Origin of the sequence: Synechococcus sp. WH 5701 (genome assembly GCF_000153045.1) — a bacterium.
Lineage (GTDB): Bacteria > Cyanobacteriota > Cyanobacteriia > PCC-6307 > Cyanobiaceae > Regnicoccus_A > Regnicoccus_A antarcticus.
In genome coordinates, this window is record NZ_CH724159.1 from 223178 (window position 1) to 238423 (window position 15246).

Below are 15246 nucleotides of genomic sequence, written 5' to 3' on the forward strand. Positions count from 1 at the left end.
AAAAATGCCAGTCCCCGCCCCAGGGGATCACCTCCCGATGCCCCAGCTGCTTCATTCCCTTCTGCAGGACTGCGCTGTGGCGATTCCTGCCCAGTTGCCTGATGCCGTGGTCACCGGCCTGAGTTGTGATTCCCGCCGCGTGGCCGCCGGCACCCTGTTCATCGGCCTGCCCGGGAGCCAGGTGGATGGGGGCAGCTTCTGGCCCGCCGCCCTGGAGCGGGGGGCGGCGGCGGCGTTGATCGGGCCGGCGGCGGCGGCCCAGTGCCCGCCGGGGCCGGCCGATCCGGTCCTGGTGCTGGAGGACCCCGTGGCGGAATGGGCCGGCCGGCTGGCGGCCTCGTTCTGGCATGACCCCAGCCGGCGCCTGGCCCTGATCGGCGTGACCGGCACCAACGGCAAGACCACCACCACCCACCTGATCGAGCACCTCAGCGCCGGCTGCGGCAAGTCCACGGCCCTGTTCGGCACCTTGATCAACCGCTGGCCGGGACACAGCGTCACGGCGTCGCACACCACAGCCTTCGCCGATGTGCTGCAGGGTCAGCTGGCCCGGGCGGTGGAGGCCGGAGCTCAGCTGGCGGCCATGGAGGTGAGTTCCCACGCCCTCGACCAGCGCCGGGTGGCTGGCTGTCACTTCGCCGGGGCGGTGTTCACCAACCTCACCCAGGACCACCTCGACTACCACCCCTCGATGGAGGCCTACTTGGAGGCCAAGGCGAGGTTGTTCTCCTCGGAGCTGCTGGATGGCTCCGCGGTGGTCAACATCGACGATCCCTGGGGCGCCCGGCTGGCCGAGCGGCTCTCGGGGCAATTGGGGGAGCGGCTCTGGCGCAGTTCCCTGGCTGTGGCGGCCGCTGAAGTGGGTCCCGAGGATCTGCCCGAGCTGCGCCTGGACGACCTGGTCTTCGCCGCCGATGGGGTGAGCGGCACCCTGATCACACCCCTGGGGTGCGGGGCGTTCCGCTCTCCGCTGGTGGGCCGCTTCAATCTGATGAACCTGCTGCAGGCGGTGGGGGTGCTGCAGCAGCAGGGCCTGCCGCTGGCCCAGCTGCTGGAGGCCATCCCCAGTTTCCGGGGCGTTCCCGGACGGATGGAGCGGGTGATGCTCCCAGAGGCCGCTGAGCTGCCAGCGGTGCTGGTCGACTACGCCCACACTCCCGATGGTCTTGAAAATGCGCTGGCGGCCTGCCGTCCTTTCGCCAGGGGCCAGCTGGTGTGCGTGTTCGGCTGCGGCGGTGACCGCGACCGGGGCAAGCGCCCCCAGATGGCCGCGATCGCCGCGCGCCTGGCCGACCGGGTGGTGGTGACCTCCGACAACCCCCGAACCGAGGATCCCCAGCGCATCCTCGACGACGTGGTGGCCGGCATTCCATCCGGCACCGACCTGACGGTGGAGGTGGATCGGGCTGCGGCGATCGCGGCGGCCGTCGCCATGGCGGGCCCGAGCGATCTGGTGCTGATCGCCGGCAAGGGCCATGAGGATTACCAGATCCTGGGCACCACCAAGGTCCACTTCGACGACCGGGAAGAGGCGGAGAAGGCCCTGCGGGCGCGGCTCAGCTGAGCCTAACTGGGCGTGACAGAACCATTGATATCAGGGGGAATTCGCTGATGGATATCAGTCTGTCGAGTATCTTGCCCCACGTTGAGTTCTTCAATTAGCGATTCCATGTCTTCCCCCGTGCCCATGTCGAGGAAATTCCTCGCTGAGATGATCGGCACCTTTTGGTTGGTGTTCGGAGGTTGCGGCAGTGCTGTCCTGGCCGCTGTGTTTCCTTACGACCAAGCCGGGGCCAATCCCCTTGGGCTCGGTTTCCTTGGGGTTTCGCTGGCTTTCGGCCTCACCTTGTTGACCATGGCTTACGCCATCGGCCACATCTCCGGTTGCCACATCAATCCAGCGGTTACGTTCGGCCTCTGGGCCAGCGGCCGCCATCCTGGTTCGCAGCTGCTTCCTTACATCGCCGCCCAAGTGCTGGGGGGGCTGATTGCTGGGGGCCTCCTTCTGGGCATCGCCGGTGGTCGTCCCGGCTTCGAGCTGACGGGTAGCAACCCCCTCGCCACCAACGGTTTCGGGGCCCACTCCCCCGGTGGTTACGGCCTGGTGTCAGCTCTGGTGATCGAGGTGGTTCTCACCTTCATCTTCCTGCTCATCATCCTGGGGGTCACCCACAAGGATGCGATCAAGGACCTGGCCGGCGTGCCGATCGGCCTCAGCCTGGTGCTGATTCACCTGATCAGCATCCCGATCACCAACACCTCGGTCAACCCGGCCCGCAGCACTGGCGTGGCGTTCTGGGCAGGCGGCGATGCCATGGGTCAGCTGTGGCTGTTCTGGCTGGCGCCGATCGTCGGCGCCCTGCTGGCCGGCTGGGTGCAGCGCAACCTGCTGGATGGTCCGAAGGACTGAGCTCACAGGCTCCTAGGTGGGCCTGGTGAGTTCGGCCAGGGTCGCAAGAAGCACCTCCAGCTCCGCTCCCGTGGTGGTGATGTGGGTGCAGGCCCTGAGGCAATGGGGATCGTCGAGGGTGCGCAGCCAGATGGCTCGCTCTCCCAGCTGGCTCACCAGATCCCCTGGAGCGGCTCCCTCCACCACGAAGCTCACCAAGCCAGCCGGAGGTGGAACCTCCAGGAGGGGGTGCACACCCGGCAGCTGACTCAGGCCATGCCAGAGCTGCTGGCTGCGCTTCTGAATCAGCTCCAGCCGCTCCGGTGCCGGGGCCACCGCCTCCAGCAGCTCCAGCGACCGGCGCAGCCCGGCCAGCAGGGGCACGCAGGATGTGGCCACCTCAAAGCGCCTGGCATCTTGATGCCAGGCGCTTCCTTGATCATTTTCCTGGGCAAGGCTGCGCCAGCCGCCCATGGTGGGCTGTGCCTCAGCCAGCAGCCGCTCCGAGAGCGCCACTCCGCCCAGCCCCTCGGGGCCGCAGCACCACTTGTGGCCGGTGAAGGCATAGATGTCGGCCACGGCCGCCGCACCAGCGCCGCCAGTATCCGCCTCGTGCTCCGCCAGCGGCAGGCTCCCCACAGACTGGGCCGCGTCCACCAGCAGCCATGGCCGCCTGGGGTGCTGCTTCAGCCGGTGGGCCACGGCCTTGATCGGCATCAACTGGCCGGTGTTCCAGAGCAGGTGGGAGAGCACCACCAGGCGGGTGCGGGGGGTGAGGCTGGCCCCTAGGGCCTCCAGCACCGAGGCATTGGTACTGGCCAGATCGCCCCGCAGCCCTTTCACCGCCAGGGTGGAGATGCTGAGCCCTTCGCGGCGGGCCAGCTCCCGGCAGGCCGCCACCACGCCCGGATGCTCACAATCGCTGATCAGCAGCTCATCGCCCGCCTGCCAGGGCAGGCCCCACAGGGGCAGTACACAGCCACTGGTGACGTTCTCGGTGAGGGCCAGGCGCTCCGGCGGCACCCCGCAGAGCGCGGCCAGTGCCCCCCGCAAACTCCTCACTTCCCCCTCAAGCCACGGCCAGATGTCGGCGGTGAAGGGCCCAAGCTCCTGGATGGTCCGCCAACTGGCCGTGATTGCCTCAAGCGAGGCGTTGGGCAGGGGGCCCTGGCCGCCGTAGTTGAAGTAAGTCTTGTTGGCCAGGGCGGGCATCAGCTCCCGCAGTTGCTCTGGGCTGAGGGGGCTGCTGAGATGGCCGGGCTCGCGGTTCACAGATCGATCGTGCTGTTGCCGAAGCATGGCAGCGCGATCACCATTCAGAACACAGTGGCGGAGGGGAGGGCAGCTCCGGGATCAACTGACTGGCAGACGAGCCATTGGGTATCGGCACCAACTGGGAGGTTCCAGCATTTATCTTCGTCATGATCGTCTTGGCGTCGTGACAACACGATCAACGGGTTGAATTCAGAAGTCCATTCGGAGTGTCTTCTGTGGTGTGAAAGAATTGCTGGACATAGGCATGCTGTCCATGGAGCGCATTCTCGGAATGCGGGCCCGTGGTGACTGAAGGCAACAGTTTCCAGGCCTCACTTTGCCGTTCCAGGATATCCATGAGCTGCCATAGGTGGAGGAATGATTGTCCTTCCAAAGCCTTGGGAACCCCAGAAAAACCCACTAAGGAACCCCTGAAAAACCCGCTAAAATCAATCCAGATCCAAGACTGAGGCTGGAACGGATGGCCGCCCCTCTCCAGCTGGGCTTCACGGACTACGAGCAGATCTACGTCAAAAGGGGGACGCGTCGCCAGCGCTTCTTGGATGAGATGGAGATCACGGTTCCCTGGGAGGCGTTTCTGGCCTTGATTGAGCCCGTGTATCACAAGCCGTCCAGCAAAGGAGGCCGTCCGCCGATTCCTTTGGAGGTGATGCTGATCGATACGCCCTGCTTCCGCCGCTTCGCAGGGATCGAGACGATGGAAGGGAGGATCCCTGATGAGACGACGATTCTCAACTTTCGCCATCTGCTGGAAGAGCACCGGATCGCCGAGCAGATCCTCGAGGGTGTGAACCAGATGCTGAGCGAGAGGGGAGTGATGCTGTAGACGAAGTCGGCCGGAGGCCATGGGAAGGCACGATCCTTGATGCCACGATCATCAATGCCCCCAGCTCCACCCTTACCGAGGCCGCAGGCCGAGCGTGGCGGAGCCACTAGAACAAGGCTAAGGAGAGAGATCCTGAAATGCACTCGGTGGCCAAGGGCGAGCAGTGGTTCCACTGCTGCGCAGAAGGCTTCGCCTATGGAATGCTTTGCCATATCGGCGTTGATGCCGCATCTGGCCTGGTCCACTCGCTTGAGAGCACCGCGGCCAATGTTCATGAGCTGAACACAGCAGCTGAGCGGCTCCATGGGGATGAACGCCTCATCTACGGCGATGCAGGCCACATCGGCAACCGCTGCGGGGAAGCCGTTGGCTACGAGAAGCGAAACGACTTCCAGAACTGCGAGGCTGAGTTCAGGATTGCCATGAAGCCCGGCCTGCGCAGAGTGCTTCCAGAGACACCAGAGGGCAGGCTTCTGGATCTGATTGAGACGGCGAAAGCCCACTTTTGCACCAAAGTTGAGCATCCCTTTCGAATCATAAAATGTCAGTTTGGCTTCCGGAAGGTCTTCTGCATAGGTATCTGCAAGAGCGACCTCAAGCTGAAGCTGCTCTTTGCCCTGGCAAATCTCTGGATGGTACGGGAGCGAATACCTGATTCTGCGTAGTGCAAGGGTTTAGTGTGTCTTAAAGGTCGACATTCATCCAGAAATTAAGCCAAAATGCATGGTGGAAACTACCTGAAGTCTTTTCAAGGACTGCTCTGAGCGGAAAGTGGGTCAAATCTGCTCAGCATCGTCTCATTGGCGAGAATGAGGCTAGATTGCTCGGATTAAGATGTCTTGATCAGAGGTTCCCTAGGCTTCCACATGTTCACCACATGCTGACGGCCTGTCTGCATTCCTTAAGAGAACAGAATGGTTGCTCTCATTGGGCGCTTTCAGGTCTACACTCTCATTGACGGGATCACCATCCACCATGCGCCCAGATTCCATTCAGCAGGTCTGAGATGAGCATCCTGATCAGCTACTCCAAGATCCTTGAGATCGTCGGTGACATCATCCGAGTGGAGGTACCGCCCGGTGGCCACGACAGCGAGACAGCCCCTCGCTTCAACGACCTGGCGGTGGTGCAGGGAGCCGATGGCAGGGTATCCCTGGCCCAGGTGATCGAGCTGCGGGAGACGGTGGTGGCCCTGCAGGTGTTCCAGGGCACCAAGGGTGTTTCCACCGATTCCCAGGTGCGCTTCCTCGGCCACCCGATGACCGTCACCTATTCAGGCAACATTCTGGGTCGGGTGTTCCGTGGCACGGGCGAGCCGATCGACGGTGGCCCAAGCCTTTCGGAGGATGCCCGCGTTGTGATTGGTGGCCCTTCTGTCAATCCGATGCGTCGCATCCTGGCGTCAAAGATGATCCGCACCAATGTGCCGATGATCGATATCTACAACTGCCTGGTGGAAAGCCAGAAGATACCGATCTTCTCTGTTTCCGGTGAGCCCTTTAACAACTTCCTTGCCCGGATTGGCATTCAGGCCGATGCCGACGTGGTGGTGTTCGGCGGGCTTGGGCTGATTTTCGACGATTACTATTCCTTCCGCAAGACCTTCGAGGAGGCCGGTGTATTCCCTCGTACGGTGATGTTCGTGAATCTTGCTTCCGATCCCGTGGTGGAGCGCACGTTGATTCCAGACATGGCCTTGGCGGTGGCGGAACGCTTCGCAGTGGAGGAGGGCAAGCGGGTGCTTGTGCTGCTCACGGACATGACCGCGTTCGCCGATTCCCTCAAGGAGATCAGCATCGCCATGGATCAGGTGCCGGCCAACCGCGGCTATCCCGGCAACCTCTATTCCCAGCTGGCCCGTCGCTACGAGAAAGCCGCCGACTACGCCCAGGGTGGATCGGTCACCGTGCTCACGGTCACCACCATGCCCGGCGACGATGTGACCCATCCGGTTCCCGACAACACCGGCTACATCACGGAGGGCCAATTCTACCTCCATGATGGGATGATTGATCCCTTCGGATCGCTATCACGTCTCAAGCAGAATGTGATCGGCAAGGTGACGCGGGAAGATCACAATCAGGTGATGAACACCACCATTCGCCTCTACGCCGGTGCCCGGGATGCGCAGCAGAAGCAGGCCATGGCCTTTGAGCTTTCCGAGTTCGATACCAAGCTGATCAAGTTCGGTGACCTGTTCCGTACCCGCTTCATGGACATCAATGTGGATCTTCCCCTGGAAGCTGCTCTCGATCTGGCCTGGCAGACGATGGCGGAATGCTTCGAGCCCGAGGAGCTGCTGATGAAGCAGCCCCTCATCGACAAGTATTTCCCCAGGCAGGCGCAGAAGCCATGAGCAGGCTTTCCCTGACCAAGGCCTCGCTGACGCGCCAGAAGGGCCTGTTGAAGACCTACCACGATGTTCTTCCCTCCCTCGATCTCAAGCGGCGACAACTCAGTGCCGAGCGTGATCAGGCCAGCCAGTCGGTGAAGGCCCTTGTGGAGCGGCTCCGCTCCCTGGAGGAGGAGGTGGGCAGGGTCTGCCCGATGCTGGCCCACACGGAGATCCTGCTCGACGGCCTCGTCCGTCTCACCGACGTGCAGGTGGGGGAGGAGAACCTGATGGGTACCCGCCTGCCCCGGGTGGATCGGGTGAGCGTGGCGGTGGCGGATTACGGCCTGCTCTCCCTGCCCTTCTGGGTCGACCGGGTGGTGGAGTGTCTCAAGGACGCTCTGCGCACCAGGATCGAACTCCAGGTGGCTGAGCAGCGGCTCGAGCGGCTGCGGGAGGCCGAGCGCACGGTGACCCAGCGGTTCAACCTGTTCGACAAGGTGCTGATCCCCCGCACCCGCGGCACGATCAAGACGATCGCGATCTACCTCGCCGACGCCGAGCGGGCCGGAGTGGTGAACTCCAAGATCGCCAAGCGCAAGAAGGAGAAGGTGCTGGGCCGATGAGCATTGTTCCGCTGGCGCGCGTCACCGTTGTCGGCCTCTCGGCCGACAAGGACGACCTGATCGATGGGCTGCAGCGGCTCGGCTGCGTGCATCTGATTTCCCTGGCGGCGCCTCCGGAAGAGGGCACCTTCGTTACCGCCCGGCCGATCGAGGACGCGCGGCAGGCGCTGCGTTACCTGAACGACGTGCGGCGGCGTCGCCATCAGACCCGCGTGGATGCCGACTTTGATTTCGATCGCCTCATTGCCGAGGCCCTGGCCACACGGCAGCGCCAGCGGGAGGCCGAGGATCGGCTCCTGGCCCTGGAGGCCCGGCTGCGGGAGCTCGAGCCCTGGGGTGATGTGGCCCTGCCCGACCTCGATCAGCTGGGCGGACAGCGCCTCTGGTTCTATCGGGTGCCCCATCCGAAGGCCAAGCCGTTCCGCGAGGCCCTGGCCAACCTGGAGGTGCCGTTTCAGCTTCTCTACGCAAGCCCCCGCCACCTCTACTTCGCCCTGATCGCCTCCTCGGAGCCTGATCCGGAGGCCCTGCCCGTGCCCCGGTCCCATGTCGGCTCCGAGCCCACCGCCGTGGTGCGGCGGCAACTGGATGCAGCCCGCACGGCCCTCGAGGAGGTGGAGGCGGACCATGAAGCCCTGAGCCGCTGGATCTTCCTGTTGTCGCGGCACCTGGCCCGAGCCGAAGACTCCCAGGCCCGCGCCCAGGCCAGTGGCATGACCCAGGACGACGGCACCCTGCTGCAGCTCCAGGGCTGGTTGCCCAGGCGCGAGCTTGTCCGTCTCGATGCGTTCGCCCAGCAGCACGGTCTGGCCTTCCTGGCGGAGAAGCCCGAACCGAAGGATTCACCGCCCACGCTCCTGTCCAATCCGGTCACCCTGAGCGGAGGGCAGGACCTGGTGACCTTCTACGAAACCCCTGGCTATCGCGACTGGGACCCTTCGATCGTGGTCTTTTTCTCCTTTGCCCTCTTCTTCGCCATGATCCTGGCCGATGCCGGCTATGCCCTGGTGCTGGCTGTTCTGGTGGGCCTGTTCTGGAAGGGGATGGGGCGCAGCCCGGGGGGGCGCCATTTCCGCATCGTGGCGGTTGTGGGGCTCAGCTTCGCGCTGCTCTATGGCGTGCTGGCGGGAAGCTATTTCGGTATTGAGCCCCCGGCGGCATCGCCTCTGGCGCGGCTGAAGCTCCTCAACCTGAATGACTACGACGAGATGATGAAAGTCTCGCTCGTGGTGGGCTGCCTTCACCTGCTGCTCGCCAACGGCATCGTGGCCATCCGCGGGCCTGGTGTGGCGGCCAGGGCGAAACCGATCGGCTGGATGGCGGTGATCCTTGCCGGCCTTGTGGTTTATCTCGGAGCGGGCACGGCCTGGGCGGGGAATGTGGGCGTGGGCCTGGGGGCCGGTGGGTTGCTCACCATTCTTCTGCTGAGCAGCGAGCGGCCGATCGCCCATCCGGCTGATCTGATCCTGCGACTTGTTGATGGTCTGGGATCACTGACCAATATGTCCAAGCTGTTCGGCGATGTGATGAGCTACCTGAGGCTCTTTGCCTTGGGCTTGGCCAGCGCATCTCTGGCGGTTACGTTCAATCAACTTGCTGCGCAAATCTATCATTCAGACTTACCATTGGGTCTGCCGATTGCCATTCTGATTCTTCTGCTTGGTCATGGCATTAATTTGGTGCTGGCGATCATCAGTGGATTTGTGCATGGCCTGCGTCTGAACTTCATCGAATTCTTCAATTGGAGCCTTTCCGAGGAGGGGTATCCCTTTCAACCTTTCGTCAAAAAGGAGCCTGTTTCTTGAACGACCACCTCTCCCCCCTGGTGCTTGGTTGGATCGGCATCTACGCACCGGTCGCCCTCGGGGCCATGGGAGCGGCCATCGGCTGCACCATCGCCGGCCAGGCCGCCATCGGCGCCATGATGGAGGTGAACAGTGGCTATGGACGTTTCGTCGGTCTATCGGCCCTGCCCTCCTCGATGTCGATCTACGGCATTGTGGTGATGTTCATTCTCAACCGCCCGGTCAGCCCGGAGAATGCCGGAGGCCTCTTCGGCATCGGCGTGCTGGCCGGGGTTGCGTTCCTGGTGTCCGCCATTTACCAGGGTCTGTGTTGTGCCTCGGCGATCGCGGGCTCGAAGTCGAAGCCTGAGATCTTCGGCCTCTCCCTCGCGCCGGCGGCGATCGTGGAGGGCTTCGCGGTGTTCGCCTTCGTGTTCGCCCTGGTGGCCGCCGGCGGCATCCCGGCCACCTAGCGCCGTTCGTTTCATCTCGTTCCCCCGGCCCCACCGCTGCAGGAGTCATCCCATGCCCAGATCAGGATCCAGTCGCCAGGAGACCCCCGCTCAGGTGGCCGCCGGGGTGGAGCAGCTGATCGCCCGGCTGCGCGATCAGGGGGTGGAGGCGGGCCGCAGCCAGGCCGACCAGATGGTGGCCGAGGCGCGGCAGGAAGCCCAGCGCACCGTGGACCAGGCGCGGCAGCAGGCTGACCAGATCCTGGCGGAGGCCCGTCAGGAGGCCGAGAATCTGCAGACCTCCGGCCGTCACGCCCTGGAGCTGGCTCTGCGGGATGCGGTGCTGGCCATGAAGACCCGCCTGATGGAGCGCTTCCGCGGTGAGGTGCGGCAGCTGGTGGGGGAGGAGCAGCAGAAACAGGAGATTCTGGAAAAGATGATCCTGGAGGTGGTGGGCCGGGTGCGGCCGGAGGCGGACCGCTCCGAGCAGATGGAGGTGCTGCTGCCCCGCCATGTGGCCGGCCTGACCGAACTCAGCCAGAACCCCGAGGAACTCGAGAAGGGAGTGCTCACCCACTTCGTTCAGCTGATTTCCCGCTCCATGCTGCGGGATGGGATCAGTTTCGGCGTGGCCCGCGACGGCGGGGCGGGGATGCGTCTGCGGCTGGAGGATCGTGACGTGGTGCTGGATCTCACCGACAGAGCCGTGGCCGAGTCCATCCTGGAGCATCTGCAGCCCCGCTTCCGGGCCCTGCTGGAGGGCGTCGTGAAATGACCCCCCGGTACACCACCCTGATGGCCAGCCTGCCGCCCCTCGGCGGCCTGTTCGAGGCCCGCTCTCCGGCGATCTCCCGGCTGAAGCTGGAGCGACGGCTCACTCTGCTGGAGGACGGTGACCGTCGCAGCCTTGACCTGGCCATCAGCATCCTCTCCCAGTCAATGCGGCCCCAGGATCCGGACGGCGGCCCCAGCGATGCCCGCCTGCTGGAGGAGACCCGGGCCTTCTTCGCTCAGGTCACCAATCCCCTGCTGCGTCACCTGGTGAGCCATCGCCTCGATCTGCGCACTGTGCTGGCGGCCCTGCGCCGCCGCCATCGGGGGGAGGTGGATCCGCCGCTGGGCCAGCCATGGGGATTCGGCCCCTGGGTGGCCACGATCGAGCGCCACTGGAAGGAGCCCGCCTTCCGGCTGGAGGCGGTGTTCCCCTGGATCGTCGAGACCGTGCGCCTGCTGGAGGCCGACGATCTGATCAATCTCGAGCGGCTCCATTTCTCGGTGATCTGGAAGGACATCGACCGTGTGGCCCTCGGGCACCACTTCGATTTCGAAGCCGTGATGATCTACCTGGCCCGCTGGAGTCTGGTGGAGCGCTGGTGCAGTTTCGACGCCCAGGCCGCCACGGTTCGCTTCCGCCAGCTTGTTTCCGCCGGTCTCGGCCCCGTCACCGAAATCCCTGCCGCCTCCTGATGACCGATTCCTTCAACTCCGCCCGCGTGGTCGCTGTTCAGGACGACCTGGTGACCATTGCCATGGCGACCACGGCGCCGCGGCCGATCCTCAAGAACGAGGTGCTCTACATCCTTCCGAAGCACAGGGAAGGGGAGCGACAGGAGCGGCTCAAGGCCGAGGTGCTGCGCGTGCATGGCAGCACCGCCGATGCCCAGGTGTTCGAGAGCACCCGGGGGGTGGGGATCGGGGATCCCGTGGAGCAGACGGGCGAGCTGCTCTCGGTGAAGCTGGGCCCTGGGCTGCTCACTCAGGTGTACGACGGTCTGCAGAACCCCCTGGCTGGCCTCGCCGCCGGCTACGGCACCTTTCTGCCCCGCGGGGCTGCGGTGGCCCCCCTCGACACCGAGAAGACCTGGTCGTTTCAGCCCACGGCCCGGATGGGCGAAACCCTGCGGGCCGGCGATGTGATCGGCACCGTGCAGGAGGGGCGCTTCACCCACAAGATCATGGTGCCCTTCAACCAGTCCGGCACGGTCACCCTGGACTGGATCCAGCAGGGTTCGTTCACAGTGGACACGGTGGTGGCCCGCGTCACCGACACCAGTGGCCACAGCCGCTCCCTCACCCTGGCGCAGGACTGGCCGGTGCGGCGGGCCCTGCCGGAGCTCCTGCTGCAGAACCGCTATTGCGAACGGCTCTATCCCGAGGAGCCGATGATCACCACCCAGCGGATCGTCGACACCTTCCTGCCCATTGCCCGTGGCGGCACCGGCTGCATTCCCGGCCCGTTCGGTGCTGGCAAGACCGTGCTGCAGAACCTGATCTCCCGCCACTCGGATGTGGATGTGGTGCTGGTGGTGGCCTGCGGCGAGCGGGCGGGTGAAGTGGTGGAGACCATCACCGAATTCCCGAAGCTCACCGATCCCAAGACAGGGGGATCCCTGATGGATCGCACGATCATCATCTGCAACACCTCCTCGATGCCCGTGGCGGCCCGGGAGGCCTCCATCTACACCGGTCTCACCCTCGGCGAGTACTACCGCCAGATGGGCTGCAATGTGCTGCTGATCGCCGATTCCACCTCCCGCTGGGCCCAGGCCATGCGCGAGACCTCCGGCCGTCTCGAGGAGATCCCCGGTGAGGATGCCTTCCCCGCCTACCTGGATTCCGCCATCAAGGGGGTGTATGAGCGCGCCGGCATCATCCGCACCAACGACGGAAGCGTCGGCAGTCTCACGATGATCGGCACGGTGTCGCCCGCCGGCGGCAACTTCGAGGAGCCCGTCACCCAGTCGACCCTCAGCACGGTGAAGGCCTTTCTCGGCCTGAGCGCAGAGCGGGCCTACAAGCGCTGCTATCCGGCGGTGGACATCCTGCTCTCCTGGTCGCGCTATTTCGGCCAGCTGGAGGGGTGGTTCGCCAGCCATGTGGCTCCCGACTGGGTCGATCGGGTGAAGGCAATGAATGATCTTCTCCGCCGCGGCGATGCCGTCAACCAGATGATCCAGGTCACCGGCGAGGAGGGTGTCACCCTCGAGGACTTCATCCTCTGCCAGAAGGCCCAGTTCCTCGACATGGTGTACCTGCAGCAGGACGCCTTCGATGACGTGGACGCCAGCTGCCCGATCGATCGGCAGAAGCGCTCCTTCGAGCTGGTCTGCGCGCTGATTAACCGCAGCTACCACTTCGAAGACAAGACGGCCGTCAGGGACTACTTCACCCGTCTGACCGGTCTGTACAGGAACCTCAACTATGCCGCGGAAGAATCACCCACCTACGCCGCCTTCCGCAAGCAGATCGACGACCTGGCCGCAGCGGCGAGCCAGCGGCAGCAGCCTCTTCCGGAGAAGCATCCCGTGGCAGATTCGACAACCAAGGCCTAGAGAGCAGGGATTCTGTTCGGCTTGAGCTTACTCATTCAAAAGATCTTCTTTTGCCTTTTCCAGATCTTTGCGTGCCGCATCGCTAACTTCCGGGTAGTGCAGGCCCAATGAATCCAGGGCTTCAACAACGGCCGCCGCAACCACCACGCGGGTGAACCATTTATTGTCAGCAGGCACAACGTACCAGGGTGCGCGCTCTGTCGCTGTGTGGCGAATGGTGTCTTCATAGGCGTTCATGTAGTCATCCCAGTAGGCGCGCTCACGGATGTCATTGGCGGAAAACTTCCAGTTCTTGTCTGGATTCTCAAGCCGTTGGAGGAAGCGTTTCTTCTGCTCTTCCTTGGAGACGTGCAGGAAAAACTTTCGAACCACGATGCCGTTGTTGGTGAGATAGCGCTCGTAGTTCCTGATGTCGCGGAAGCGATCCTTCCAGATGTCTTTGCCGAGCAATGCCTTTGGCAGGGTCTGCCTGGCGAGCATTTCAGGGTGAACACGAACCACGAGGGTCTCTTCATAGTAGCTGCGGTTGAAAATGCCAATCCTTCCCCGCTCGGGCAACATGACGTTGCTGCGCCAAAGGTAGTCATGGTCGAGATCCACGGCTGAAGGAGCTTTGAAAGAGCTCACCTGGCAGCCCTGAGGATTCACCCCACTCATCACATGCTTGATGGTGCCGTCTTTCCCGGCTGCATCCATCGCCTGGAAGATCAGTAGCAGGGCCCAGCGATCCTGGGCATAGAGAAGGTCCTGAAACTGAGCAAGCAATTGCACGCCCATGTCAAGGTCTTCTTTGGCTTGAGACTTGTGCTCTTTGCCAAACTGAAGAGTGTTGCCAGGATCAACCTGTTTCAGGTGAAACTTCTCTCCATCATCAATGCGAAAGGGTTTCGAGAACTTCTTCGCGCGGCCAATGAGGTCTTGCTGTTCACTGTTGAAGATCTTGCTCATGACGACTGGATACGACTACCCTCAGCATCGGGGTCGGCGGGCTGGTGCATCCTCCTTCCGTCGAAAAACGTTGGAGGGAACGGTGACTGCCGTTGAGGTTGGGTCGTGATGGTCTCCTGCACGCCTCAACAGGCTTACCTTGAGGGCCTTCTGCCGGTTGATCAGGGAGGAGCAGGCTGGTCGCGCTGCCCGGTGTCAACTACGTAGGCGGGCGCGCCTGCCTAGAGGGCCACCGGGAGGCCCGGCGGCTGCTCCCTGTCAGGGCTGTGCAGGCGGCGTCCTGCGCCTTTGGCAGACAACCGCCAGCATGGGAGCCTGTGGATGACAGGCAAGGAACAGCACGGATCGATGTGGATCGCGATCAGGATCTCCAGGTCCTGAACGCCTGGTGGAGCGCAGCCAACCATCCGGCGGTGGGGTTGATCCAGCTGCGGGACAACCCCCTTCTGCGGGTGGCCACTGAGGAGGACGGGGTGATCGTCCGCAGCCACGGCGCCCTGGATGGCTGGGTGCAAGATGGGAACCATGTCCCATCCTCGCTGGCTTCGCGTGTCGCAGGAAACCCCACCGCTGTTCGGAAAAACCAAGTTTCTTGAAGCGCAGATTGATGAATTTCTCGACAAGGTCGCGGAAGGATCGATCTATTTCGAAAACGGTCTGCTGGTACTGATCGATCAGGGCCTGACAGCGGCTTGTGAAGAGAAACTGCAGCAGGTGCTGGGTCTTCAGGAGCGCTGCAATGAGCTGCGCCGTTCCGTGGTGAGCACGTTATACACAGAAATGCTCATCCCGGACTTCCGCGGCAATGTCCTGAGCTTGCTGAGCAATCTCTATGGATTGCTCAGGGTCCTCACCAAGTCGTTTCAGGAGTTCATGATCGAGCATGCCACGACTTCGATTTCTGCAGAGGACAAGGTCGAAATTGAGGCCTTGATCGGCTTTGTTGTTAAATCCATTCAGTCCACGATCATTGCATCTCGCGCGTTCTTTAGAAATCCGCCGGCAGTGCGCGATCACATCTACGAAATCAGAGTGTTTTCCGCAGAGGCAGGCAAGGTGGCGCTCCGGCTCAAGACAAGAATCTTCAGCTCTGCCATGCCCTTGGAGCGGATGATGCATGCCCGTGATTCGATTGACATCATCGCCGCCATCTCCGAAATGGCGGAAGAGATCAGCGACGACCTTTCCATTTATGCGATCAAGCGGATCCTTTGATTCCCTGCATCATCCGCTCCCGCTCGTCCCGTTCAGACAGCCAGAGGCACCAATAGTGGAATCCATC

General features: G+C 63.2%; 12 protein-coding genes and 1 pseudogene. 11 read left to right on the forward strand and 2 right to left on the reverse strand.

All coding sequences use genetic code 11. The features are described 5' to 3' along the window. Positions 1 to 37 precede the first annotated feature (37 nt). Both WH5701_RS02045 and aqpZ read left to right on the forward strand, forming a co-directional pair. Complete coding sequence (locus WH5701_RS02045; protein ID WP_006170228.1) at positions 38 to 1564, forward strand: UDP-N-acetylmuramoyl-L-alanyl-D-glutamate--2,6-diaminopimelate ligase; 1527 nt, start codon at positions 38 to 40, stop codon at positions 1562 to 1564. Between the two features lie 123 nt (positions 1565 to 1687). Beyond that, positions 1688 to 2410 (forward strand): aquaporin Z, encoded by a 723-nt coding sequence (gene aqpZ / locus WH5701_RS02050; RefSeq protein ID WP_006170229.1) that lies wholly within the window; start codon positions 1688 to 1690, stop codon positions 2408 to 2410. Positions 2411 to 2422: 12 nt separating this feature from the next. On the opposite strand, the gene WH5701_RS02055 is transcribed toward aqpZ, so the two are convergent. Then, on the reverse strand, positions 2423 to 3601 hold the full coding sequence (locus tag WH5701_RS02055) for an aminotransferase class V-fold PLP-dependent enzyme (RefSeq protein WP_037980057.1): 1179 nt from the start codon (positions 3599 to 3601) through the stop codon (positions 2423 to 2425). A gap of 523 nt (positions 3602 to 4124) precedes the next feature. Here WH5701_RS02055 and WH5701_RS02060 point away from each other — a divergent pair. The 8 genes and pseudogenes from WH5701_RS02060 (at position 4125) to WH5701_RS02095 (ending at position 13016) form a co-directional block, all read left to right on the forward strand. Next, positions 4125 to 5155, forward strand: a pseudogene (locus tag WH5701_RS02060) (IS5 family transposase). Positions 5156 to 5496: 341 nt separating this feature from the next. Next, positions 5497 to 6846: a V-type ATP synthase subunit B gene (locus WH5701_RS02065; protein ID WP_006170233.1), complete on the forward strand. Its 1350-nt coding sequence runs from the start codon at positions 5497 to 5499 to the stop codon at positions 6844 to 6846. Next, positions 6843 to 7448, forward strand: coding sequence for a V-type ATP synthase subunit D (locus WH5701_RS02070; RefSeq protein WP_006170234.1), 606 nt, complete (start codon positions 6843 to 6845; stop codon positions 7446 to 7448). Before WH5701_RS02065 ends, WH5701_RS02070 begins: the two co-directional genes overlap by 4 nt. Next, positions 7445 to 9253 carry a V-type ATP synthase subunit I gene (locus tag WH5701_RS02075; RefSeq protein ID WP_006170235.1) on the forward strand — a complete coding sequence of 603 codons (1809 nt, stop codon included), beginning with the start codon at positions 7445 to 7447 and terminating at the stop codon, positions 9251 to 9253. The genes WH5701_RS02070 and WH5701_RS02075 overlap by 4 nt, the downstream gene beginning before the upstream one ends. Continuing rightward, complete coding sequence (locus tag WH5701_RS02080; RefSeq protein WP_006170236.1) at positions 9250 to 9705, forward strand: ATP synthase subunit C; 456 nt, start codon at positions 9250 to 9252, stop codon at positions 9703 to 9705. The genes WH5701_RS02075 and WH5701_RS02080 overlap by 4 nt, the downstream gene beginning before the upstream one ends. Before the next feature lie 52 nt (positions 9706 to 9757). Then, the gene (locus tag WH5701_RS02085; RefSeq protein WP_037979418.1) at positions 9758 to 10459 is read left to right on the forward strand and encodes an ATP synthase subunit A; all 702 of its coding nucleotides are present in this window, start codon (positions 9758 to 9760) and stop codon (positions 10457 to 10459) included. Continuing rightward, on the forward strand, positions 10456 to 11151 hold the full coding sequence (locus tag WH5701_RS02090; RefSeq protein WP_006170238.1) for a DUF2764 family protein: 696 nt from the start codon (positions 10456 to 10458) through the stop codon (positions 11149 to 11151). Before WH5701_RS02085 ends, WH5701_RS02090 begins: the two co-directional genes overlap by 4 nt. Continuing rightward, a complete protein-coding gene (locus WH5701_RS02095; RefSeq protein ID WP_006170239.1) occupies positions 11151 to 13016 on the forward strand; it encodes a V-type ATP synthase subunit A in 1866 nt (621 codons plus the stop codon). Before WH5701_RS02090 ends, WH5701_RS02095 begins: the two co-directional genes overlap by 1 nt. 27 nt (positions 13017 to 13043) lie before the next feature. On the opposite strand, the gene WH5701_RS02100 is transcribed toward WH5701_RS02095, so the two are convergent. Then, entirely contained in the window at positions 13044 to 13964 is a 921-nt protein-coding gene (locus tag WH5701_RS02100; protein ID WP_006170240.1) for a polyphosphate kinase 2 family protein, read from the reverse strand. A gap of 525 nt (positions 13965 to 14489) precedes the next feature. On the opposite strand from WH5701_RS02100, the gene WH5701_RS02110 reads away from it, so the two are divergent. After that, positions 14490 to 15179 carry a DUF47 domain-containing protein gene (locus tag WH5701_RS02110; RefSeq protein ID WP_198005116.1) on the forward strand — a complete coding sequence of 230 codons (690 nt, stop codon included), beginning with the start codon at positions 14490 to 14492 and terminating at the stop codon, positions 15177 to 15179. The last annotated feature ends 67 nt before the right edge of the window (positions 15180 to 15246 follow it).